General features: G+C 61.4%; 22 protein-coding genes. 12 read left to right on the forward strand and 10 right to left on the reverse strand.

The annotated features are described in order from the left end of the window. Window positions 1-174 precede the first annotated feature (174 nt). Window positions 175-2,661 (forward strand): circularly permuted type 2 ATP-grasp protein, encoded by a 2,487-nt coding sequence (locus tag ACA046_RS02915; RefSeq protein ID WP_497675876.1) that lies wholly within the window; start codon window positions 175-177, stop codon window positions 2,659-2,661. Continuing rightward, the gene (locus ACA046_RS02920; protein ID WP_459025724.1) at window positions 2,661-3,551 is read left to right on the forward strand and encodes a transglutaminase family protein; all 891 of its coding nucleotides are present in this window, start codon (window positions 2,661-2,663) and stop codon (window positions 3,549-3,551) included. Before ACA046_RS02915 ends, ACA046_RS02920 begins: the two co-directional genes overlap by 1 nt. Window positions 3,552-3,598: 47 nt before the next feature. Here the strand turns inward: ACA046_RS02920 and ACA046_RS02925 are convergent, their stop codons facing one another. Next, on the reverse strand, window positions 3,599-3,787 hold the full coding sequence (locus ACA046_RS02925) for a hypothetical protein (RefSeq protein ID WP_088425563.1): 189 nt from the start codon (window positions 3,785-3,787) through the stop codon (window positions 3,599-3,601). 68 nt (window positions 3,788-3,855) lie between these two features. Next, a complete protein-coding gene (locus ACA046_RS02930) occupies window positions 3,856-4,443 on the reverse strand; it encodes a cytokinin riboside 5'-monophosphate phosphoribohydrolase (RefSeq protein ID WP_063033377.1) in 588 nt (195 codons plus the stop codon). A gap of 337 nt (window positions 4,444-4,780) precedes the next feature. Between ACA046_RS02930 and azu the strand changes: the two genes are divergently transcribed. Beyond that, window positions 4,781-5,227: an azurin gene (gene azu, locus ACA046_RS02935; protein WP_008439083.1), complete on the forward strand. Its 447-nt coding sequence runs from the start codon at window positions 4,781-4,783 to the stop codon at window positions 5,225-5,227. 111 nt (window positions 5,228-5,338) lie between these two features. On the opposite strand, the gene nadE is transcribed toward azu, so the two are convergent. From nadE to ACA046_RS02950, 3 genes are all read right to left on the reverse strand, one after another. Continuing rightward, entirely contained in the window at window positions 5,339-6,166 is an 828-nt protein-coding gene (gene nadE / locus ACA046_RS02940; RefSeq protein WP_459025727.1) for an NAD(+) synthase, read from the reverse strand. A 3-nt stretch (window positions 6,167-6,169) separates the two neighbouring features. Continuing rightward, window positions 6,170-7,384, reverse strand: coding sequence for a nicotinate phosphoribosyltransferase (pncB, locus tag ACA046_RS02945; RefSeq protein ID WP_076018037.1), 1,215 nt, complete (start codon window positions 7,382-7,384; stop codon window positions 6,170-6,172). Between the two features lie 225 nt (window positions 7,385-7,609). After that, entirely contained in the window at window positions 7,610-8,506 is an 897-nt protein-coding gene (locus tag ACA046_RS02950; protein ID WP_459025730.1) for a LysR family transcriptional regulator, read from the reverse strand. Between the two features lie 154 nt (window positions 8,507-8,660). Between ACA046_RS02950 and amaB the strand changes: the two genes are divergently transcribed. The 9 genes from amaB (at window position 8,661) to ACA046_RS02995 (ending at window position 19,794) form a co-directional block, all read left to right on the forward strand. Next, window positions 8,661-10,151, forward strand: a complete 1,491-nt coding sequence (amaB, locus tag ACA046_RS02955) for an L-piperidine-6-carboxylate dehydrogenase (RefSeq protein WP_497675877.1) — start codon at window positions 8,661-8,663, stop codon at window positions 10,149-10,151. 169 nt (window positions 10,152-10,320) lie between these two features. Further along, window positions 10,321-11,604 (forward strand): L-pipecolate oxidase, encoded by a 1,284-nt coding sequence (gene amaA, locus ACA046_RS02960; RefSeq protein ID WP_497675878.1) that lies wholly within the window; start codon window positions 10,321-10,323, stop codon window positions 11,602-11,604. A 376-nt stretch (window positions 11,605-11,980) separates the two neighbouring features. Further along, window positions 11,981-13,117, forward strand: a complete 1,137-nt coding sequence (locus ACA046_RS02965) for a branched-chain amino acid ABC transporter substrate-binding protein (protein WP_167664834.1) — start codon at window positions 11,981-11,983, stop codon at window positions 13,115-13,117. Window positions 13,118-13,326: 209 nt separating this feature from the next. After that, window positions 13,327-14,241, forward strand: a complete 915-nt coding sequence (locus ACA046_RS02970) for an ABC transporter permease subunit (RefSeq protein WP_003217447.1) — start codon at window positions 13,327-13,329, stop codon at window positions 14,239-14,241. A 2-nt stretch (window positions 14,242-14,243) separates the two neighbouring features. Then, window positions 14,244-15,521: a high-affinity branched-chain amino acid ABC transporter permease LivM gene (gene livM / locus ACA046_RS02975; protein ID WP_497675879.1), complete on the forward strand. Its 1,278-nt coding sequence runs from the start codon at window positions 14,244-14,246 to the stop codon at window positions 15,519-15,521. After that, window positions 15,518-16,393 (forward strand): ABC transporter ATP-binding protein, encoded by an 876-nt coding sequence (locus tag ACA046_RS02980; protein ID WP_076018031.1) that lies wholly within the window; start codon window positions 15,518-15,520, stop codon window positions 16,391-16,393. The genes livM and ACA046_RS02980 overlap by 4 nt, the downstream gene beginning before the upstream one ends. Beyond that, window positions 16,390-17,106: an ABC transporter ATP-binding protein gene (locus tag ACA046_RS02985; protein WP_226475855.1), complete on the forward strand. Its 717-nt coding sequence runs from the start codon at window positions 16,390-16,392 to the stop codon at window positions 17,104-17,106. The genes ACA046_RS02980 and ACA046_RS02985 overlap by 4 nt, the downstream gene beginning before the upstream one ends. A gap of 791 nt (window positions 17,107-17,897) precedes the next feature. Then, complete coding sequence (locus ACA046_RS02990; protein WP_010173913.1) at window positions 17,898-18,665, forward strand: SDR family oxidoreductase; 768 nt, start codon at window positions 17,898-17,900, stop codon at window positions 18,663-18,665. A 223-nt stretch (window positions 18,666-18,888) separates the two neighbouring features. Beyond that, the gene (locus ACA046_RS02995) at window positions 18,889-19,794 is read left to right on the forward strand and encodes a cation diffusion facilitator family transporter (RefSeq protein WP_003217435.1); all 906 of its coding nucleotides are present in this window, start codon (window positions 18,889-18,891) and stop codon (window positions 19,792-19,794) included. Here ACA046_RS02995 and ACA046_RS03000 read toward each other — a convergent pair. The 5 genes from ACA046_RS03000 to ureE all read right to left on the reverse strand — a co-directional run bounded on the left by ACA046_RS03000 (window position 19,766) and on the right by ureE (window position 23,485). Next, window positions 19,766-20,896, reverse strand: a complete 1,131-nt coding sequence (locus tag ACA046_RS03000) for an AGE family epimerase/isomerase (RefSeq protein WP_497675880.1) — start codon at window positions 20,894-20,896, stop codon at window positions 19,766-19,768. The two genes, ACA046_RS02995 and ACA046_RS03000, sit on opposite strands and share 29 nt — an antisense overlap. 182 nt (window positions 20,897-21,078) lie before the next feature. Continuing rightward, window positions 21,079-21,651, reverse strand: a complete 573-nt coding sequence (locus ACA046_RS03005; RefSeq protein WP_459025737.1) for a HupE/UreJ family protein — start codon at window positions 21,649-21,651, stop codon at window positions 21,079-21,081. A 24-nt stretch (window positions 21,652-21,675) separates the two neighbouring features. Further along, complete coding sequence (gene ureG / locus ACA046_RS03010) at window positions 21,676-22,290, reverse strand: urease accessory protein UreG (protein WP_003217431.1); 615 nt, start codon at window positions 22,288-22,290, stop codon at window positions 21,676-21,678. 23 nt (window positions 22,291-22,313) lie between these two features. Beyond that, window positions 22,314-22,988, reverse strand: a complete 675-nt coding sequence (locus ACA046_RS03015) for an urease accessory protein UreF (protein WP_459025739.1) — start codon at window positions 22,986-22,988, stop codon at window positions 22,314-22,316. After that, window positions 22,985-23,485 (reverse strand): urease accessory protein UreE, encoded by a 501-nt coding sequence (gene ureE, locus ACA046_RS03020; RefSeq protein WP_497675881.1) that lies wholly within the window; start codon window positions 23,483-23,485, stop codon window positions 22,985-22,987. Before ureE ends, ACA046_RS03015 begins: the two co-directional genes overlap by 4 nt. Window positions 23,486-23,790 lie beyond the last annotated feature (305 nt).

Consider the following 23,790-nt stretch of genomic DNA (forward strand, 5'->3'; position numbering starts at 1 on the left):
CGCGATTCAAATTGTGGGAGCGGGCTTGCTCGCGAATAGGGTGTGCCAGAAACACATTAAGTGACTGACACTCCGCTTTCGCGAGCAAGCCCGCTCCCACACAAGCCCGCCCCCACAGTTGGATCGCGTGGTTTGTGAGTTAATCTGACTTCCCTTGCCTCTGCCGAGCGTTCCATGCCCGACTTGCTCGACCGTTACCCGCTGACTGCGGGCACTTATCACGAACTGCTGGACGACAGCGGCGCGGTTCGTGCCCATTGGCAGCGCCTGCTCGATCACCTGCAACGCAGCACCCCGGTGCAACTGGCCCAGCGCCAGGCCTTGCTGACCCGGCAGATCCAGGAAAACGGCGTGACCTACAACGTCTACGCCGACCCCAAGGGCGCCGATCGCCCTTGGGAACTGGACCTGTTGCCCCACGTGCTGGCGGCCGATGAATGGAAGCAACTTTCCGCCGGTATCGCCCAGCGGGCGCGCCTGCTGAATGCGGTACTGGCCGACCTCTACGGCCCGCAACGCTTGATCGCCGAAGGTTTGCTGCCGGCAGAACTGGTGTTCGGCCACAACAATTTCCTGTGGCCGTGCCAGGGCATTCAGCCGCCCGAAGGCGCCTTTCTGCACCTGTACGCCGTGGACCTGGCGCGCACGCCGGATGGCCGCTGGTGGGTCACCGCCGACCGTACCCAGGCCCCGTCCGGCGCCGGTTATGCCTTGGAAAACCGCACCATCGTGTCCCGTGCGTTCCCGGACCTGTACCGCGACTTGCAGGTGCAGCACCTCACCGGGTTTTTCCGCACCTTGCAGGAGACCCTGGCCCGCCAGGCGCCGAGCGACGACCAGCCACCGCTGATCGTGTTGCTGACCCCGGGCCGTTTCAACGAAAGCTATTTCGAGCATTTGTACCTCGCCCGCCAGCTTGGCTACCCGCTGGTGGAAGGCGGCGACCTGACCGTGCGCGACGCCACGGTGTACCTCAAGACCCTCAGCGGCCTGCGCCGGGTGCACGCGATCATGCGCCGCCTGGACGACGACTTCTGCGACCCGCTGGAGCTGCGCACCGACTCGGCCCTCGGCGTGCCCGGCCTGTTGGACGCTGTGCGCCAAGGCAATGTGCTGGTGGCCAACGCCCTGGGCAGCGGTGTGCTGGAGTCCCCCGGCCTGCTGGGCTTTTTGCCGAAGATCAATCAATTCCTGTTTGGCGAAGAACTGATCCTGCCGTCCATCGCCACTTGGTGGTGCGGTGAGGCGCCGGTGCTGACCGAAGCCCTGGAAAAACTGCCGGAGCTGCTGATCAAGCCGGCGTTCCCGTCGCAAAGTTTCGCCCCGGTGTTTGGTCGCGATTTGAACGACGAACAACGCGAGGCCCTGGCCGAACGCATGCGCGCGCGGCCTTACGCCTATGTCGCCCAAGAGCTGGCGCAGCTGTCACAGGCGCCGGTCTGGCACACCGTCGACGATCACCTGCAACACCGCGCCATCGGCATGCGCGTGTACGCCGTGGCCAGCGCCGACGGTTACCGGGTACTGCCCGGCGGCCTGACTCGTGTGGCCGCCGAAGCCGATGCCGAAGTGGTGTCGATGCAGCGCGGCGGTGCGAGCAAGGACACATGGGTGCTTGGCGAACGCGCCCTCGGCACCGAGCAATGGCGCGCCCAGCGGGCCATCGGCGCACATGACCTGGTGCGGCGCGATCCGTACCTGCCGTCGCGGGTGGTGGAAAACCTGTTCTGGTTTGGCCGCTATTGCGAGCGCTGTGATGACAGTGCGCGCTGGCTGCGCATCGTCCTCGCCCGCTATGTCGACGGAGACGACCCGCTGGCGCTGCAGGCGGCGGTTGAACTGGGTGAGAACCTGCGACTGTTGCCGGAGGAGGGCGAGTTGCCTGAGCGGCTTCAGGCGGCGTTGCTCGGTGACGATTGGCCGTCGAGCCTGCGGGCCAACTTGCAGCGCTTGCAGTGGGCGGCGTCCCAGGTGCGCGGCAAGCTGTCCCGGGAAAACTGGCAGGCGCTGGTGGAGTTGCAGCGCGAAGCCCTGGAGCTGGAGAGCGAAGAACCGGACTTCGGCGAGCTGCTGGATTTCCTCAACCGCCTGGTGATGTCCCTGGCGGCGCTGTCGGGCTTTGCCCTCGACGACATGACCCGCGACGAAGGCTGGCGTTTCTTGATGATGGGCCGGCGCATCGAGCGCCTGCAATTTCTCAGCAGCAGCCTGGCAGCCTTCCTGCGCGGCGTGGCGGTGTTCGATCAAGCCGGGCTGGAATGGTTGCTGGAACTGGGCAACAGCAGCATCACCTATCGTTCGCGCTACCTCGCGGTGCCGCAATTGATTCCGGTGCTGGACCTGTTGCTGCTGGATGAGCAAAACCCACACGCGGTGCTGTTCCAGCTGAAACTGGTGAGCCGCACCTTGCGCCGCTTGAATGACGATTTCGGCGTGCCCCGGGAAACCGGGTTGGCACCGTTGGTGGAGCGCCTGGCGCGCTTTGACCTGGGCTGCCTGGAGAACCCGCTGTTCGGCGAGTCCAGTGTGCGCGCTGCGCTGGACGGCCTGGCCGACCTGCTGCAAGCGGTGGTCGATGAAAGCGGGCAAGTCTCCGACCGCCTGGCCTTGCGCCATTTTGCCCATGTGGACGATGTCAGCCAGCAAACGGTGTCTGTGTGATGAGTGCCCGCTACCAGATTTTCCACGATACCCATTACCACTACGACAGCCCGGTGTCCCTGGCCCAGCAACTGGCGCACCTGTGGCCGCGGCCTTGCGCCTGGCAGCGCTGCAGCTCGCAGCAACTGGAGATCAGCCCCGAGCCGACCTCGCGCCGGGATGAGCTGGACGTGTTTGGCAATCCGATCACCCGGCTGGCGTTCGAGCGGCCCCACGATGAGCTATTGGTCAACGCCGGGCTGACGGTGGAAGTGTTGGCGCGGCCGGTGCTGGATTTCAGCCTGTCGCCGGCCTGGGACGAGACCCGCAACGGCCTGACCTACAGCAGCCAGCCATTGTCGGCCGAAGTGATCGAGGCCTGCCGCTATCGGTTCGAATCGCCCTATGTGCATTTGAAGAAAAGCTTCGTCGAGTTCTCCGAAGACTGTTTCCCGGCAGGTCGCCCCTTGCTGCTGGGTGTGCAGGCGTTGATGGAAAAGATCTTCAGCGAGTTCACCTTCGACGCCGAAGCCACCCAGGTCGCCACGCCGCTGGTGGAAGTGCTGGAGCGCCGGCGCGGCGTGTGCCAGGACTTCGCCCACCTGATGCTCGCGTGCCTGCGCTCCCGAGGCCTGGCGGCGCGGTATATCAGTGGTTACCTGCTGACCCAGCCACCGCCCGGCCAGCCACGGTTGATCGGCGCGGATGCGTCCCACGCGTGGGTATCGGTGTTTTGCCCGGTGTCGGGTTGGGTGGATTTTGATCCGACCAACAATGTGCAGCCGGCACTGGAACACATCACCCTGGCCTGGGGCCGTGATTTTTCCGATGTTTCGCCGTTGCGGGGGGTGATTCTGGGGGGAGGGAGCCATGACCCGGAAGTGCGGGTGACGGTGATGCCGCTGGAATAAACAAGGCCTGTAGCCACTGCCTGGGCAGTGGCTACAAGTGCGAGGCCTTAGGCGTCTGGCGCCTGATCTTTCGGTGCTTCGGTGTCGTCTGTAGCAACTGTACCTTCAGCATCCGGGTTCAGTGCACCGGCTTCTTCGTCGGCTGCAGTTTTCTTGCGCTGCAGCTTTTCCTCTTTCTTCTGCTCTTTGGCCAAGTCTCTCTGACGTTTGGCGAAGGAGTAATTAGGTTTTGCCATGGGCGATCCTCTGGGGTCGAAGGTGAGGTTGAGCGGCGCGTATTCTGCCTTTAATCGCGTCCCAAGGGTTAATCGGGTTTTTGGTCCACCCATTTGGGCAGGACCAGCGGTTGCCAGGCATCCAGTACGTCAAGCAGCTCAGCCGGCGATTCGCTCATTTGCAGCATGGCACGATGCGGTGCACGGACGAAACCTTCGCCGACGATATGATCAAGAAAATCGGTCAACTTGCGGTAAAAACCATTCACTTCGAGCAAACCCAGCGGTTTTCCGTGGTAACCGAGCTGGCCCCAGGTCCAGACTTCGAACAGCTCTTCCAGAGTGCCCAGGCCGCCCGGCAGTGCAATAAACGCGTCGCTCAGTTCGGCCATGCGCGCCTTGCGCGCGTGCATGCCGTCGACCACTTCCAGGCGGGTCAGGCCTTTGTGGCCGATTTCCAGGACTTTCAGGCTTTCGGGAATGATCCCGATCACTTCACCGCCGGCTTCCAGGGCGGCATCGGCGACGATGCCCATCAGGCCCACGGCGCCACCGCCGTACACCAGGGTCAGCTTGCGCTCGGCCAGCGCGCGCCCAAGGGCCACGGCTGCTTCACGGTAGGCCGGGTTGGTGCCGCTGCTGGCACCGCAAAACACACAGACGGACTTCAAGGACATACCTGACTCCACTCAGTTGTGGCTAAAGAGTAAAGGCTGGCCTGCGTCTCTCAAAGGATTAAACCTCGCGTCGAGGCGTTTCGTAGGTGCCGCTGGCGCCACAGGCATAGGCGGCAAGCAGGCTGCGGAACAGGCTATTGAGGTGCATGGCTCGGACTCCGGAAGGGTGATGAGCCGATCATAGGCCGGCAGCAGTACTTTGGCCGGTAGATTGTGTCGATGAGTCTGATAGCCTAAAGTTGTATACAATCTGTTGACTCAGATCATAAGAATTCCCGCCTGCCTCAGGCACCCTTGTCGCAATACGCGTTTTTTAAACCCTGCCCTGGAGATTCACATGTTTGCCAAACTCGTTGCTGTTTCCCTGCTGACTCTGGCTAGCGGCCAGTTGCTTGCTGCAGAGTGCAAGGTCACTGTCGACTCCACTGACCAGATGTCCTTCAACACCAAGGCCATCGAAATCGACAAGAGCTGCAAGACGTTCACCGTTGAGTTGACCCACTCCGGCAGCTTGCCGAAAAACGTGATGGGCCATAACTGGGTGCTGAGTTCCGCCGCCGACATGCCTGGCATTGCCAGCGACGGCATGGCCGCCGGCATCGACAAGAACTACCTCAAAGACGGCGACACCCGCATCATCGCCCACACCAAGATCATCGGTGCTGGCGAGAAAGACTCTGTGACCTTCGATGTGTCGAAGCTGGCGGCAGGCACTGACTATGCGTTCTTCTGCTCGTTCCCAGGCCACATCTCGATGATGAAAGGCACTGTGACCCTGAAGTAATCACCCTTGTAGGAGCGAGCTTGCTCGCGAAAACCTCAAGGGCGCCGCGCTCATCCAGGATGGGCGCGTTTTCGTTGACGATCTTCGCGAGCAAGCTCGCTCCTACAGTGCTCAGGGTGCAAACGGCATCACCCGCTTGTGCTCGGTCTTGCGATAGGTGTCACAAATGATCCGGAACGCTTCCTCGCGCACCGGCTCGCCGTGCAGGAACGCATCGATCTCGGAATAGGTCACGCCATGGGACGCTTCATCCGGCTTGCCCGGCGAGAGGTCTTCCAGGTCGGCCGTCGGGATTTTCTCCACTAACGATTCCGGTGCACCAAAGTGCCGGGCAATCGCGCGCACCTGGTTCTTCACCAGCCCGCTCAGCGGCGCCAGGTCGCAGGCGCCATCACCGAACTTGGTGAAAAAGCCCATCACCGCTTCCGCCGCATGGTCGGTACCAATCACCAGGCCACCGGCCGCGCCGGCGATGGTGTACTGCGCCACCATGCGCATGCGCGCCTTGGTGTTGCCCAGCACGAAGTCCCGGGAGACTGCGGCCTTGCCTTCAAACGCCGCCACTTCATTGGCCAGGGATTTCACCGCCGGGCCGATGTTCACCGTGTGGCGCTCGTCGGGTTCGATAAAGTCCACGGACGCCTGGGCATCGTGTTCGTCGAACTGGGTTTCGTAGGGCAGGCGCACCGCGATAAAGCGGTAGGCGTCGTCGCCCTTGGCGGCCCGCAACTCTTGCATCGCCCGCTGGGCCAGCAGGCCGGCGGTCAGGGAGTCGACGCCGCCGCTGATGCCCAGCACCAACGTCTTGAGGCCTGAATTGAGCAGGCAGTCCTGGATAAAGGTAACGCGCCGGGCGACCTCCGCCTCAAGGGCGGCCTGGTCCTTGAACGGTGGTTGGACCTTGAGCTGTTCAGCAATCTCGCGCTGTACGGCTTGCATGATTCACTCCTTGCTGGGTAGGGCAGGTACTTTGAAAACGTGGCGCAAATAAGCGACGAAGTTCGGATCGGTGCAGTGGGTCTTGCCCGCTTCATCAGAGATCTTTGCGACGGGCTGGCCATTACAGGCGGTCATTTTAAGCACGATGCTCATCGGTTCCACACCTGGAATGTCACAGGTCAGGTTGGTGCCGATGCCGAAGCTCACATTGATCCGACCACGCAGCGCGCGGAAAATCTCCAGCGCCTTGGGCAGCGACAGGCTGTCGGAGAACACCAGGGTCTTGCTCATCGGCTCGATCCCCAGCTTGTGATAGTGGGCGATTGCCTTTTCGGCCCATTGCACCGGGTCACCGGAGTCGTGGCGCAGGCCGTCGAAGAGTTTGGCGAAGTACAGGTCGAAATCGCCGAGGAACGCATCGGTGGTGATGCAATCGGTCAGGGCGATGCCCAGCAGGCCACGGTATTCCCGCACCCAGCAATCAAGGGCGGCGATCTGGCTGTCGATCAGGCGCGGGCCGAGTTGCTGGTGGGCCATAATCCATTCGTGGGCCATGGTGCCCAGCGGCTTCATATCAAACTCACGGGCCAGGTGCACGTTGCTGGTGCCGACAAAACGCCCGGGGAAGTCGTGCTTGAGCACGCTCACTACTTCTTCCTGCACGCGGTAGGAGAAGCGTCGGCGCGTGCCGAAATCCGCCACCTGCAATTCGGAGAGTTCTTCGACGCTGGCATTCGCCGTCAGCCAGTCGAACTTGCGATACAGCTGCTCGCGGGCCTGTTCGAGGATCACGGTCTGGTAGCGATAGCGGTTACGCACTTCGCTGACGATGGCCAGCATCGGCACTTCAAACAGGATCACATGCAGCCACGGCCCGCGCAGGCGGATAAACAGCTCGCCGTTTTCGATGCCGGTCTGGACGTAGCGCAGGTTGAAGCGAAACAGCCCGAGGAAGCGCAGGAAATCCGGCTTCATGAAGCTGATGCGTTCCAGGAAGCCCAGTTGGTCGGGGCTCAGGCTCAGCTCGGCGAGGCGCTCGATCTGGTAGCGGATCTCCGCCAGGTACGGGCGCAGGTCTTCACTGTTACGGCAACGAAACTCCCATTCAACTTCCACGTTCGGGTAGTTGTGCAGCACCGCCTGCATCATGGTCAGCTTGTAGAAGTCGGTGTCGAGCAGGTTCTGCACGATGCGATCGGCAAACACACTCTCGCTCATAACGGGAATCTCCAGACGGGTCGGCGATGGGCGCCGACCTTTACGCACAATTAAGGAATGGCGCTAGTGGCGCATAGACCTGTGTTGTTTTGCCAGTGTTTTTTCAGCTGGGCATTGTTGTTTGGCCCCTGACGCCTTCGCGAGCAAGCCCGCTCCCACATTTGAAATGCGTTCCAAATGTGGGAGCGGGCTTGCTCGCGAAGGCGGTATTGCAGGCGACGCGCCTCAATCAGACTCAACCTGCTCCATCATCCACTTCACAAAATCCCGCACCTTGGGCACTTCCGCCGAGTGCTCGGGGTAGGCCAGGTAATAGGCATCCTGGCTCGGCATCGCGTGCTGCCAGGGGATCACCAGCTTGCCTTCGGCCAACTCTTCTTCCACCAGAAACCTGGGCAATAGCGCCACGCCACAGCCGACTTGTGCGGCGCGGATGCACATATAAAAGGTTTCGAAGCGCGGCCCGTGGTAGCTGTGTTCGGTGTGATAACCCTGGGCGGCGAACCAGTCGTGCCAGCCCTGGGGGCGCGAGGCGTTTTGCAGCAGCACCAGTTCGCTGAGTTGCGTGGGGTCGGTAAACGGCTGGGAGGGCAGGCTGTCGGGCGAGCACACGGGCACCAGTTCTTCGCTGAACAGCTTGAGGCTCTCGGTACCGGGCCGTGAGCCCTGGCCGAAGTAGAAGGCCAGGTCGGCCTTGCCTTGCAGCAGCTCGTCGGGCTCCTGTTCGTTGCAAAGGTCCAGGTGAATCTGCGGATGCCGCAGTCGCCAGCCCTTGAGGCGCGGCACCAGCCAGCGCGCGCCGAAGGTGTAGGGCGTGGAGACCCGCAGCACTTCGGTCTCGCCGCCGTAGGAGCGCAGGTAGTGGGTGGACATCTCCACCTGGGTGAGGATCTTGCGCACTTCCACCAGGTACAGATCGCCTGCCGGGGTCATCTGCAAGCGGCGGCGCACCCGGCGAAACAGCAGGTGCTGCAGCAGTTCTTCCAGCTGCGCGACCTGTTTGCTGACGGCGCTCTGGGTGAGGTTCAGCTCCTCGGCGGCGCGGGTAAAACTCAGGTGGCGGGTGACCGCTTCGAAACACTGCAAGGCGGTGATCGAGGGCAAATGTCTTTTATTCAGCACGGCACGCCTCTTTTTGTTCTTAGCATGAATAAACGGAATGATATCTCGCCTAATCGTCGTTTGTTGGCAAGTCTTGGGCCAGCTACAAATAAGGTCTGGATCGCCGTGTGAACTGGCGGCGCATATTTCTGTTTGTGGATTGAAGGAGTGACCCATGGTTGCCGCATTGCTTGATCGTCTCGGGGTAAACCCGGCGCTGTACCAGTCGGGTAAACAACCCGTGCATTCGCCGATTGATGGCAGCCGGATTGCCAGTGTGCACTGGGAAGGCGCCGCCGAGGTGGAGCAGCAGGTCAGTCGCGCCGAGCATGCATTCGACGCCTGGCGCAAGGTGCCGGCACCCCGTCGTGGTGAGCTGGTGCGCCAGTTCGGCGACGTGTTGCGCGAGTACAAGGCCGACCTCGGTGAGTTGGTGTCGTGGGAAGCCGGCAAGATCACCCAGGAAGGTTTGGGTGAAGTGCAGGAAATGATCGACATCTGCGACTTCGCCGTCGGCCTGTCGCGCCAACTGTACGGCTTGACCATCGCCTCCGAGCGCCCGGGCCACCATATGCGTGAAACCTGGCACCCGCTGGGCGTGGTCGGCGTGATCAGCGCGTTCAACTTCCCGGTCGCCGTATGGGCGTGGAACACCGCGCTGGCGCTGGTATGCGGCAACGCGGTGATCTGGAAGCCCTCGGAAAAGACCCCGCTCACTGCCCTGGCCTGCCAGGCGCTATTCGAGCGCGTGTTGAAGAACTTCAGCGATGCACCGCCGTACCTCAGCCAAGTGATCATCGGTGGCCGCGACGCCGGCGCCGCGTTGGTGGATGACCCACGCGTTGCGCTGATCAGCGCCACCGGCAGCACCCGCATGGGCCGCGAAGTGGCACCGAAAGTCGCCGCACGTTTTGCCCGCAGCATTCTCGAACTGGGCGGCAATAACGCGATGATCCTCGGCCCAAGCGCCGACCTGGACATGGCCGTGCGCGCCATCCTGTTCAGCGCCGTCGGCACCGCCGGGCAGCGCTGCACCAGCCTGCGCCGCTTGATCGCCCATGAGTCGGTGAAAGAGGAAATCGTCACCCGCCTCAAGGCCGCGTATTCCAAAGTGCGCATCGGCCATCCGTTGGAAGGCAACCTGATCGGCCCGCTGATCGACAAACACAGCTTCGAAAACATGCAGGATGCCCTTGAGCAAGCCTTGAGCGAAGGCGGCCGGGTGTTTGGTGGCAAGCGTCAGCTGGAAGACAAGTTCCCGAACGCTTACTACGTGTCGCCGGCAATTGTGGAAATGCCGGAGCAGAGTGATGTGGTGTGCACCGAGACGTTTTCGCCGATTCTGTACGTGGTCGGCTACACCGATTTTGCTGAGGCGCTGCGCCTGAACAATGCGGTGCCACAAGGCCTGTCTTCGTGCATCTTTACCACTGACGTGCGTGAAGCTGAGCAGTTCATGTCGGCGATAGGCAGTGATTGCGGGATCGCCAACGTCAACATCGGCCCAAGCGGCGCGGAGATTGGTGGCGCGTTTGGCGGTGAGAAAGAAACCGGCGGCGGGCGTGAGTCGGGTTCGGATGCATGGCGCGGGTACATGCGTCGCCAGACCAACACCGTGAACTACTCGCTGGAATTGCCGCTGGCCCAGGGCATTACTTTCGACTAAGTCTCTGTTCGGAGTGCGGTCCATGTGGGAGCGGGCTTGCTCGCGAAAGCGGTGTGTCAGTCAACGAATACTTATCTGATCCACCGCTTTCGCGAGCAAGCCCGCTCCCACATTTGACCGTATTTACAATTCGGAAAAGTGGTTTGTTAGGTCTCATCGGAGTCTGGCAATGGCATTACGCGAAGCGTGTTTGTGGGAGCAACTCACCCCTGGCCGGCCGGATCGCGCCGCGCTAAAGGGCGAGGTCAAGGTGGATGTGTGCGTGATCGGCGCCGGGATCACCGGTTTGTCGGCGGCCATTCATTTGCTGGAACAAGGTAAAAGCGTCGCCGTACTCGAAGCCCATCGCACCGGCCACGGTGGTTCGGGGCGCAACGTGGGGCTGGTCAACGCCGGGATGTGGATTCCCCCGGACGAGATCGAAGCCGGTTTCGGCGAAGCGGTAGGCAGCCAGCTCAACCGCATGCTCGGCGCGGCACCGTCCCTGGTGTTCAGCCTGATCGACAAATACAACATCGATTGCCAACTGCGCCGCGAGGGCACGTTGCACATGGCGCATAACGCCCGTGGCGAGGCGGACCTGCGCAGTCGTGAAGAACAATGGAAGCGTCGCGGCGCACCGGTGGAGCTATTGACCGGCGCGGCCTGCGAGCAAGCCACCGGTACTAAAAAGATCGCTGCCGCCTTGCTCGACCGACGTGCCGGCACCTTGAACCCGATGGCCTACACCAGCGGTTTGGCCAATGCCGCAGTCGTCCTGGGCGGGCAGTTGTTTGACCATTCCCCGGTCACCCAACTGGAACGCCAGGGTCAGCACTGGTCTGTGCAAACTGCCCAGGGCTCGGTGCAGGCTGAGCAGGTGGTGATCGCTTCCAACGCCTACACCGAAGGCGAGTGGACCGAGCTGCGCCGCAACTTCTTCCCCGGTTATTACTATCAGGTGGCGTCGGCCCCGCTGACCGACGCAGCCGCACAACACATCCTCCCCGGCGGACAAGGCTCCTGGGACACCCGTCAGGTACTCAGCAGCATCCGCCGCGACGCCGAAGGCCGGCTGCTACTCGGCAGCCTGGGCAATGGCAACCAGAAACCCGCCTGGTTTCTCAAGGCCTGGGCCGATCGGGTGCAGCAGCACTACTTCCCGTACCTCAAACCGGTGCAGTGGGAGTGCACCTGGACCGGCTGCATCGCGTTCACCCCGGACCACCTGATGCGCCTGTTCGAACCGGCGCCCGGGCTGGTGGCCGTCACCGGTTACAACGGGCGTGGAGTGACGACCGGCAGTGTCGTGGGTAAAGCCTTTTCGGATTACCTGTGTCACCAGGATCCACAGGCGTTGCCAATCCCCTTTGCACCCATGCAGCCGCTGGCCGGTGTGGGCCTGCGTAGCTGTCTATATGAGGCGGGATTCTCGCTGTATCACGCGGGCCAATGCCTGCGGATCGTGATCTGATCAACGAAATACCGCTCAGAAGCCTGCATTTTCTTAGCAGGCTACTAATCTGTATTGGTGCGAGTCGTAGCAGTAACGCACTGTAAATGTGCACTTCCGTTACGCACGCTGTTACAGGTTCAAGGGTGGCCGTTTAATGGCCGGGTTGCAGTGCTTGATTGGTCGGGTTGCACTTTATGGGTCCAATGGTTGCACCCGGTTGAGATAGACGGTTGCACGTCCAATCAAAAGGCGCCCAAAAACCTGTAATAACAATGACACCGTGTCTTTTTGAATAATAAAAACGTAATGGCACGCCGCTTGCTCTGGGCTTTCCTCGAAAGTTTTTGAAGTGAAGCTGCAGTGCCAATTCAACAAAAACCTCGGAGCACCACTCATGTCCCAGACGTTTTACAAGAAAGGTTTTCTAGCCCTCGCCGTTGCTGCGGCGCTGGGTGTTTCTGCGTTTGCTCAAGCTGATGTGAAGATTGGCGTAGCGGGGCCGATGACCGGCGCCAACGCGGCATTTGGTGAGCAGTACATGAAAGGTGCCCAGGCGGCAGCCGATGTCATCAACAAGGCCGGCGGCATCAACGGCGAGCAGATCAAGCTGGTGGCCGGCGACGACGCCTGCGAACCCAAGCAGGCCGTGGCCGTGGCCAACCGCCTGGTTGACCAGGACAAAGTGATTGGCGTGGTCGGGCACTTCTGCTCGTCCAACACCATTCCAGCCTCCGAGGTGTATGCCGATGCGGGCGTGATCATGATCACCCCGGGCTCCACCAACCCACAGGTGACCGAGCGCGGCCTGTCGGCTGTGTTCCGCATGTGTGGCCGTGACGACCAGCAAGGCATCGTGGCCGGCGACTACATCGTCGACGTGCTCAAAGGCAAGAAAGTCGCGGTTATCAACGACAAGGACACCTACGGCAAAGGCCTGGCTGACGCCACTGCGGCTCAGCTGACCAAGCGTGGCGTCAAGCCGGTGCTGGAAGAAGGCCTGACCCGTGGCGAGAAAGACTTCAGCGCGCTGGTCACCAAGATCCGCTCCACCGGTGCTGACGTTGTGTACTTCGGCGGCCTGCACCCGGAAGCCGGTCCACTGGTTCGCCAGATTCGTGAAGCCGGCCTGAAAGACGTCAAGTTCATGTCCGATGACGGCGTGGTCACCGACGAACTGGTGGCGACCGCCGGTGGTGCGCAGTATGTGGATGGCGTGTACATGACCTTCGGCGCCGACCCGCGCCTGCTGCCAGACAGCAAGACCGTCGTGGAAGAGTTCCGCAAAAATGGCACCGAGCCTGAAGGCTACACCCTGTACGCCTACGCGTCGGTCCAGGCCCTGGCGGCTGCTTTCAACGGCGCCAAGTCCGACAAGGGCGAAGACGCTGCCAAGTGGCTGAAGGCCCACCCGGTCAAAACCGTCATGGGCGAGAAGAACTGGGACACCAAGGGCGACCTGAAAATCTCCGACTACGTGGTTTACCAGTGGGACAAGGACGGCAAGTATCACCAGCTGGAAAAGCAGAAGTAATCCGAACTGACTGCATGACCTCTCTGTAGGAGCGAGCGTGCTCGCGAAGAACGTCAACGATGACGCGGGCATCCTGGATGCATGCGTCGCTCTCGGGTTTTTCGCGAGCAAGCTCGCTCCTGCAGTGGGCGAGTGCCGAGCCTCTGTTTTCCTCCTAGAAGATCCGCACACCCACCAGTGTGCAGGCTCTCACTGCGTGAGATTGCGTTATGGATGGTATTTTCCTGCAGCAACTGGTCAATGGGCTGACCCTCGGGTCGGTCTATGGCTTGATCGCCATCGGCTACACAATGGTCTATGGCATCATTGGCATGATCAACTTCGCCCATGGCGAGGTTTATATGATTTCCGCTTACCTCGCGGCGATCAGTCTGGCACTGCTGGCTTACTTCGGCATCGAATCCTTCCCGCTGCTCATTCTTGGCACTCTGATCTTCACCGTCGTCGTCACCGGCGTTTACGGCTGGGTCATCGAGCGTGTCGCCTACAAACCGCTGCGTAACTCCACCCGACTGGCACCGCTGATCAGCGCCATCGGTATTTCGCTGATCCTGCAGAACTACGCGCAGATCGCCCAGGGCGCCAAGCAACAAGGCATCCCGACGCTGCTGGCCGGCGCCTGGAGAGTCGATATCGGCACCGGCTTCGTGCAGTTGACCTACACCAAGGTGTTCATCCTGGTGGCCGCGTTCGTCGGCATGGGCCTGCTGACCTACATCATCAAGTACACCAAGCTCGGCCGCATGTGCCGCGCTACCCAGCAAGATCGCAAGATGGCGTCGATCCTCGGTATCAACACCGACCGGGTCATCTCCTACGTATTCGTGATTGGTGCTGCCATGGCCGCCTTGGCCGGTGTGCTGATCACCCTGAACTACGGCACGTTCGACTTCTATGCCGGCTTCATCATCGGCATCAAGGCATTTACCGCCGCGGTGCTCGGCGGCATCGGTTCCCTGCCTGGGGCCATGCTCGGCGGGATCATCCTGGGTATTTCCGAGTCGCTGTTCTCGGGGTTGATCAACTCTGACTACAAAGACGTGTTCAGTTTCTCCCTGCTGGTGGTGATCCTGATTTTCCGTCCCCAGGGCCTGCTCGGTCGCCCACTCGTGGCGAAGGTGTAACTATGTCTGCTGCCTACTCTATCGATATCAAGAAAAGTGTCGTCGATGCGGTACTCGCCGGGCTGATTTCGCTGATCGTGTTCGGTCCGATCGTCGGCGTGGTCCTCGACGGCTACAGCTTCAACCTGCAACCGGCGCGCGTCGGCATCCTGGTGGCCATCGTGATGATCGGCCGGTTCGCCATGAGCCTGTTCCTGCAAACCCCCAAGGGCCTGCGGATTCTGCAGGGTTTTGAAAGCACCGGCTCCGGTGTGCATGTGCTCAAGCCGGACTACAAATCGCGCCTGCGCTGGATCATCCCGGCGTTGATCGTGATTGCCATCGTGTTCCCGTTCTTCGCCAACAAATACCTGCTGACCGTGGTGATCCTCGGGTTGATCTACGTGTTGTTGGGCCTGGGCCTGAACATCGTGGTGGGCCTGGCCGGGCTGCTCGACCTCGGTTACGTGGCGTTCTACGCCATCGGTGCCTATGGCCTGGCGCTGGGTTATCAATACCTCGGTTTGGGCTTCTGGACGGTGCTGCCGCTGGCGGCGATCTGCGCGGCGTTGGCGGGGTGCATACTCGGGTTCCCAGTGTTGCGAATGCACGGGGATTACCTGGCGATCGTGACCCTGGGCTTCGGTGAGATCATCCGCCTGGTGCTGAACAACTGGCTGTCGTTTACCGGTGGTCCGAACGGCATGCCGGTGCCGTCGCCAACCTTTTTCGGCCTGGAGTTCGTGCGTAAGGCGAAGGACGGCGGGGTGCCGTTCCACGAGTTCTTCGGCATCGACTACAACCCCAACTTCAAATTCCTGTTTATCTACATCGTGCTGTTCCTGGTGGTGCTGCTGGTGCTGTACATCAAGCACCGCCTGACCCGCATGCCGGTGGGCCGCGCCTGGGAAGCCTTGCGCGAAGATGAAATCGCTTGTCGTTCCATGGGCCTCAACCACGTACTGGTGAAGCTCTCGGCGTTCACCATCGGCGCTTCCACTGCCGGTCTGGCCGGGGTGTTTTTCTCCAGCTACCAGGGCTTCGTCAACCCGTCGTCGTTCACCTTCTTCGAGTCGGCGCTGATCCTGGCCATCGTGGTGTTGGGCGGCATGGGCTCGACCGTCGGCGTAGTGATTGCCGCGTTCGTACTGACCGTGGCGCCGGAACTGCTGCGCAGCTTCTCCGAGTACCGCGTGCTGTTGTTTGGCGTGTTGATGGTGGTGATGATGATCTGGCGACCACGAGGCCTGATTCGTATCAGCCGTACCGGTGTAGTCCCACGTAAAGGAGTGGCGCCATGAGCAAGGAAGTCGTCCTCTCCGTGGAACACCTGATGATGCACTTCGGTGGCATCAAGGCCTTGAGCGATGTGAGCCTGCAGGTCAAACGCAACTCGATCTTCGCCCTGATCGGCCCCAATGGCGCTGGCAAGACCACGGTGTTCAACTGCCTGACCGGTTTCTACAAAGCCTCCGGCGGCAAGATCGAACTCAATGTGCGCGGCAAGCAGACCAACGTGATCCAACTGCTGGGCGAGCGCTTCAAGGTCACCGACTTTGTTTCGCCGAAAAGCTTCTTCAGCCGGGTGTTCTACAAGATGTTCGGCGGCACACACCTGGTGAACCGTGCCGGTTTGGCGCGCACCTTCCAGAACATTCGCCTGTTCAAGGAAATGTCGGTGGTGGAGAACTTGCTGGTGGCCCAACACATGTGGGTCAACCGCAACATGCTCGCGGGCATCCTCAACACCAAGGGTTACCGCAAGGCTGAAAGCGATGCCCTCGACCATGCCTTCTACTGGCTGGAAGTGGTGGACCTGGTGGACTGCGCCAACCGCCTGGCCGGCGAGCTGTCCTATGGCCAACAACGCCGCCTGGAAATCGCCCGCGCCATGTGCACCCGGCCGCAGATCATCTGCCTCGACGAACCGGCTGCCGGCCTCAACCCCCAGGAAACCGAAGCCCTCAGCGCGATGATTCGCCTGCTGCGGGACGAGCACGACCTGACGGTGGTGCTGATCGAACACGACATGGGCATGGTAATGAGTATTTCCGACCACATCGTGGTGCTGGACCACGGCAACGTGATTGCCGAAGGCGGCCCGGAAGCGATCCGCAACGATCCTAAAGTGATCGCGGCTTATCTGGGCGCTGATGAAGAGGAGCTGGTATGAGTGAGCCAATCCTCGAACTGAAAGACCTGGACGTGTACTACGGCCCGATCCAGGCCTTGAAGAAAGTCTCGCTGCACATCAACGAAGGCGAAACCGTCAGCCTGATCGGCTCCAACGGCGCGGGTAAATCCACGCTGCTGATGTCGATCTTTGGCCAGCCACGGGCCGAGTCCGGGCAGATCATCTATCGCGGCGTCGACATTACCCACAAGTCGTCCCACTACATCGCCTCCAACGGCATTGCGCAGTCGCCGGAAGGGCGGCGGGTATTCCCCGACATGACCGTCGAGGAAAACCTGCTGATGGGCACCATCCCGATTGGCGACAAGTTCGCTACCGAGGATATGCAGCGGATGTTCGAGCTGTTTCCGCGGCTCAAGGAGCGGCGTAACCAGCGGGCGATGACCATGTCCGGTGGTGAGCAGCAGATGCTCGCCATCGCCCGCGCGCTGATGAGCCGCCCCAAGTTGTTGCTGCTGGACGAGCCGAGCCTGGGGCTGGCGCCGATTGTGGTGAAGCAAATCTTCGCCACGCTGCGGGAGCTGGCGTCTACCGGCATGACCATCTTCCTGGTGGAGCAGAACGCCAACCATGCGTTGCGCTTGTCGGACCGGGCGTACGTGATGGTCAACGGCGAAATTCGCCTTACAGGCACTGGCAAGGAGCTGCTGGTGAATGAGGAGGTGCGTAACGCCTACCTCGGCGGGCACTGATCACCAGTTGGACCCTCTGTAGGAGCGAGCTTGCTCGCGAAGAACCTGAGGGCGCCGCGTTCATTCTGAATGCCCGCGTCATCGTTAACGTTCTTCGCGAGCACGCTCGCTCCTACAGTTTTTTGCGCTTGCGGCAAATTGTGGACAACAAATCCAGCCACCTGCCAAAGCGCGACATATAGCCGCCGCAAATCCCTGTTTTGTCACAGTTTTGACTTGTCCCCAACCACTGTGGAACCGGCTGTGGGTAACGTGGGAGTAGCTGGCTGGAGGCCTTTGTTTTCGTGGCTTGTAGCGCGGTGGTTGTTTATTGATCAGTGAGTTTTTCGCGACCACCCGAGGGTTTTGTCAACCTGTTTAAAGACACAGGTATATGACCGGAATATGTCACTCCGGCCTGTGGATAAGTCTGTGACTAAACTCTGGAAAGAGTGCCGCAGAGGCCGGAATGACTGGCCTGGAGCCATCGCCCTGAGTGCACTGTTTTGAACCGGGCTACATATGGCTTGGTCCAGGTCAAGCAAAAAACTTTTTGAATCGCGCTGAAAGCCTTGTACACCGTGGCTTTCAGCTTTTGCACTTGCCCCCAAAGACTGTGGACGGGGCTGTGGATAAGGTGCGCGCACATGGCTGCACGCCACGGCCTGTATGGGTCCCGGGCGATTGGTTGAATTTCGTACAGTATGAGCGGCATTCACCTGTGTCCACAGCGTGTATCAGTTGCCGCCAGCCCGGCAGCCGGGCATTCTGCTGGCTGATTTTTTACCTCGTAGCCCTGCAAGGAGAACACCATGTCCAATACGCTGTTTATTACTGGCGCGACCTCCGGTTTCGGCGAAGCCTGTGCCCGCCGTTTTGCCGAAGCCGGCTGGAAACTGGTGCTCACCGGCCGTCGCGCAGAGCGTCTGAACGCCCTGTGCGCCGAGCTCTCCAAGCAGACCGAAGTGCATGGCCTGGTGGTGGACGTGCGTGACCGCAAGGCCATGGAAGAGGCAATTGCCAACCTGCCGCCTTCCTTCGCCACGCTGCGCGGGCTGATCAACAACGCCGGCCTGGCGGTGGGCACCGACCCTGCGCCCAAGTGCAGCCTCGACGATTGGGAAACCATGGTCGACACCAACATCAAAGGCCTGCTGACCACCACCAGCCTGCTGTTGCCGCGCCTGATCGCCCATGGCCGTGGCGCCGGCATCATCAACCTTGGTTCCATCGCCGGCAGCTACCCGTACCCGGGCAGCCACGTGTATGGCGGCACCAAGGCCTTCGTCAAACAGTTCTCGCTGAACCTGCGGTGTGACTTGCAAGGCACCGGCGTGCGCGTGACCAACATTGAGCCCGGCCTGTGCGAAAGCGAGTTCTCCCTGGTGCGGTTTGCCGGTGACCAGGCGCGGTATGACGCGACTTATGCCGGTGCCGAGCCGATCCAGCCACAGGACATCGCCGACACGATCTTCTGGGTGCTGAACACCCCGGCGCACGTGAACATCAACCGTCTGGAACTGATGCCGGTCAGCCAGACCTGGGCCGGGTTTGCGATTGAGCGTGGCGCCAAGGGCTAATTTCGTCGAGCTGTTGTGGCGAGGGAGCTTGCTCCCGCTGGGGCGCGAAGCGGCCCTGGCTTTTTTGGGGCGGCTTCGCAGCCCAGCGGGAGCAAGCTCCCTCGCCACAGGTTTTTGTCAGCCTTGAATATGCGGCAAATCGGCCAAAACAGGACATAAGGTACACTCCACTCCTGAAAACCCCGCCGCGCTGTGCGGTTTTAAGGTTTTGACAGGAGGATATGTGAGTAACCGAGGTGAGCAGTCGCTGCTCAAACAATCGACCATCCTGATGTTCGCCGTAGCGATCGCCGGGATTGTCACGGGTGTGGTGTCGGGCGCCCAATCGATTTTATTCGACGGCTTTTTCTCGCTGATCGCCACGGCCATCAAGGTGCTGATGCTGATCACGGCCAAGCTGATCGCCAAGAAAAGCAACGAACGTTTCCAGTTCGGCTACTGGCACCTGGAGCCCATGGTGCTGTTGATCGAAGGCAGTTTCCTGCTGTTGATCGCTATCTATGCGTTTCTCAACGGTGTGTTCGGCATTATCAATGGCGGGCGCGATATCGAGTTGGGCCTGGTGATCATCTACGCGGCGGTGTTTACCGTCGTCGAGTTCGCCTATTTCTTCTATGTGCGTTACCGCAATCGCACGCTCAAGTCGTCGCTGATCCAGTTCGACAACATCAGCTGGCTGGTGGACGCGATGCTGTCGGTGGGGCTGCTGGTGAGCTTCCTGGCTGCGCTGTTGCTCAAGTCCCAGGGCTACGGGCAGTGGGCGGTGTATGTCGACCCGTTGATCCTGATCCTGCTGGCGTTGAGCATGCTGGCGCCGGCCTTCAAGATCCTGCGCCCGGCGCTACGGGATGTGCTGGGGATTGTGCCGGACCAACTGGACGGCAAAGTGCGCGAAGTAATGGATGCGGCCCAGGCCAGGCATGGTTTCGACGACTACGTGTCCTACGTGCAGAAGCACGGGCGGGCGCGGTTTATCGAGATTCATGTGGTGCTGCCGGCGGATTACCCGGTGGATAACGTCGCCACCCTGGACGGGCTGCGCGAAGAAATATCCACAGGGTTGGGCAAGCCGGACGCGGCGCGCTGGCTGACGATCAGTTTTACCGGGGATCGCAAATGGATTGCGTAAGGCCCAGGTAGCACGTCGCCAAGTGGTAAGGCGTGGTCGACGGCATGTCCCGTCGGCTCACTTGCCCCTTGGCATCCAGGCACTCATTCCAGCCTTTGTCGTGCAGGAAGCGCTGTTGCAACGCCAGCAATTGGCGTTGCAGCACGGCTTCACTGTTGGGCCGCAAGGTCAGCGCCCGCAGGTATTCGGCCTGGGCCCAGATACGCTGGGTGCCGTCGCGTACGCTGCCGTCCAGGGCAAGCATGCCGCTGACCGCGCCAGTCACTTTATCCACACCCTTTTGCTCGGCATAGGTGAACGCTTTGTTCAACGATGCGTGCAGCGGCGTGTCCCGCAACAAGTCCGAAGACTCCAGCAGGAAGAACCATTCGAACTGGTGCCCCGGCTCAAACCAGTTATCCACAGCGCCCAGCGGTTTTTCCATCATCACGCCCTGTTGGCGGTCGATGAAGCGCTTTTGCATGGCGTTGGCCAGGTCCACCAGTGCGTCTTGGGTGACGGCGTCTTCACGCACGGCCAGCGTGGCGAGGAAACCTTCGGCAAGGTGCATCAACGGGTTTTGCAGAGGGCCGGACTTGAGGGATGACCAGTTACGTTCCAGCACCGCTTCGTACAGGCCGTCGCCGTTGGCGAAGCGTTCGGCAACCACTTCCAGGGCGGCATCAAGCACCGACTCCACCAGCGATTCACGCACCTTGGCCCAATAGTGGGCGCAGGCAAAGATGATGAAGGCGTGGGTGTAGAGGTCTTTGCGTTTATCCAGCGGCTTGCCGTGGGCGTCGATGCTGTAGAACCAGCCGCCGTGCTCGGCGTCGTGGAAGTGCCGTTGCAGGGAGCGGAACAGCGCGGCGGCGCGCTCCTCGGCAAAGGCTGCGCCGGGCTCGCCGATCAGGCTGGCGAACAGGTACAACTGCCGTGCGCAGGCCATGGCGCGGTAGCGTTGCGGGGGCAAAGGCCGATGATCGGCGTCCAGGGCCTCATAGGGCAGCGCCAGGTCGGCATTCCAGCCCGGGCCATGCCAGAGCGGCACGATCAGGTCGTGGAAGTGCGTCAACACAGCGGTCAATTGAGGCTTGAGGGCGGAGCTTGGAGCGATGGGCATCGGCTGGCGTCGTCACGGCAGGGGTGTTTGCGCGACATGGTATCAGGCTTGGGATCGGTGTTGTCTTTACTGCCGCCTTCGCGAGCAAGCCCGCTCCCACATTCGATCGAGTTCCATTGTTGGAATGCAGTCGAATGTGGGAGCGGGCTTGCTCGCGAAGAGGCCCTCAGGAGCACCGAAAATCAGGCAGCGAGCAACCAGACCCCAGTCGCCGCCGACGCCGCACCAGCCACCCGCACCAACGGCGCTGCCGCCGCTGGCAGGAAACGCACCACGGCATAGCCCGCCGCATGCAAAACCGCCGTCGCACCCACAAACCCTACGGCATACGCCCAAGGGCTGGACATGTCCGGCAGCTCCAAGCCATGCGCCACGCCATGGAACAGCGCAAACAGTGCAGTCGCTGCCACCGCCACGAACAACGGCGGACGCACTGCCAGCGCAACCGCCAGGCCCAGCGCCAGCACCGACGCGGCAATCCCGCTTTCCAGCGCCGGCAGTTCCAGCCCTTCAAAGCCCAGCATCCCGCCGATCAGCATGGTGCCGACAAAGGTGCACGGCAGCGCCCAGCGTGCTGAGCCTTTTTGTTGAGCGGCCCACAGGCCCACGGCGACCATCGCCAGCAAGTGGTCGATGCCGCCCAGCGGGTGACTGATGCCGGCCACCAGGCCGTTGTCGCCATGGCCGGGGTGGGCGAAGGCGAGGGCGGGAGTGAGCAGCAACGCTGCGGCGGCGAGAAGTGTATTGAGGCGCATGGACAGGCTCCTTGTTGGGGTTGATCAGGCTGCGGTCAGCAAGCCCTGGCGTTCGATGAAGGCGACGATTTCTTCCAGGCCGACGCCGGTTTTCTGATTGCTGAAGACGAAAGGTTTACCGCCGCGCATACGCTGGGTGTCGCTGTTCATCAGCTCCAGGGACGCGCCCACCAGCGGCGCCAGGTCGATCTTGTTGATCACCAGCAGGTCGGACTTGCAGATCCCCGGCCCGCCTTTGCGCGGCAGCTTGTCGCCGGCCGACACATCGATCACGTAGATGGTCAGGTCCGACAGTTCCGGGCTGAAGGTGGCCGACAGGTTGTCGCCGCCGGACTCCACCAGGATCAGGTCCAGGCCGGGAAAGCGCCGGTTCAACTGGTCCACGGCTTCGAGGTTGATCGAGGCATCTTCGCGAATCGCGGTGTGGGGGCAGCCGCCGGTTTCCACGCCGATGATGCGTTCGGGCGCCAGGGCCTGGTTGCGCACCAGGAAGTCGGCGTCTTCGCGGGTGTAGATATCGTTGGTGACCACCGCCAGGTTGTAGCGGTCGCGCAGGGCCAGGCACAGGGCCAGGGTCAGGGCGGTCTTGCCGGAGCCGACCGGGCCGCCGATGCCGACGCGCAGGGGTTGGGTGTTCATATGATTCTCCAAGATAAAGTGCCCTAGGAACGGAATAGGCGGCTGTACTGGCGCTCATGGGCCATGCACGCCAGGGACAGGCCAAAGGCGGCGCTGCCGTAGTGATTGGGGTCGAGCTGGCTGGCGCTGTGCTGGGCTTGTTGCAGCAGCGGCAGCAGTTCACTGGTCAGGCGCTGGGCGGCTTGCTGACCCAGTGGCAAGGTTTTCATCAGCACCGCCAGTTGGTTTTCCAGCCAGCTCCACAGCCAGGCGGCCAGGGCGTCATCCGGGCTTATCCGCCAGGCGCGGGCGGCCAGCGCCCAGCCCAAGGCCAAGTGTGGTTCGGGTCGCTGCGCGAGAAACTCCCGTGCGGCGTCGTCCAGTTCCGGCAAGCCGTTGAGCAGTTGATGCAGCGAATAACCCATCTGCCGGCTTTCCTGGTACAGCTCGCGGGTTTCGCGGCTGGCGCGGTGTTCTTCACACAACCGCGCGAGGTGTGGCCAATCCTGTTGCGCGGCGGCCTCGCAGTGGGCGAGCAGCAGCGGCGCTTCGAAGCGCGCCAGGTTGAGCAACAGTTGATCGCTGATCCAGCGCCCGGCACTCGCCGGGTCGGTCACGCGGGCTTGCTCCACGGCCATTTCCAGGCCCTGGGAATAGCTGTAGCCACCAATCGGCAACTGCGGACTGGCCAGACGCAACAGCGCCCAGGCTGGGTTCATAGACGTACGCCGAACTGGTGCAGCTTGGGCGGGTAGTTGAAGTCTTCGTCGCCATGGCGGGAGTGGTGGTGGCCACCGCCATAGGCACCGTGTTCCGGCTGGAAGGGGGCCTCGATGGTTTCGGTCGTCGCGCCCAACTGATCGAGCATGGCCTTGAGCACGTAGTCATCGAGCAGGCGCAGCCAGCCGTCGCCCACTTGCAGGGCGACATGGCGATTGCCCAGGTGATAGGCGGCGCGAGTCAGTTCAAAGGCATTGCCGCAGGTGACGTGCAGCAGTTGTTCAGGCCGGGCACATACGCGTACGACACGTCCGTCTTCGGCCTGTAGGAATTCGCCATCGTGCAGTGGCGATTGGCCGCGCTCCAGGAACAGGCCGACGTCTTCTCCGTCGGCACTGAAACAGCGCAGGCGGCTTTTGCTGCGGGCTTCGAAGTTCAGCAGCAACTCGGCGGCCCAGACGGGTTCGGGCGCGATTCGGCGGTGGATCACCAGCATCAGAAAGCTTCCAGCTATGAGCGATAAGCAAGCTAGAGCAAGGGTCTTGCCAACCACGCGGGGAGTAGGAATTCCCTGTAGGCAGGCGGCGTGTGCCACCTGATGGCGCAGGAAATTATTCCAAAATGTTTCATTTTGGTGCGTGAGTGGATTTATAGCACCGGATTCGGGCGCTCAGCGTTGAATTCCATGGCTCGCTGCATGAAATTTCTTTCATCTTTGGGAGGGTGATGAGTTGTTTCGGATTTGTCCCACGCAGTTTCAGGATTTGGCGTTCATCGGGTTACGCGCTGTTTCATTAGGAT

It is taken from the genome of Pseudomonas sp. LBUM1641 (assembly GCF_059716235.1).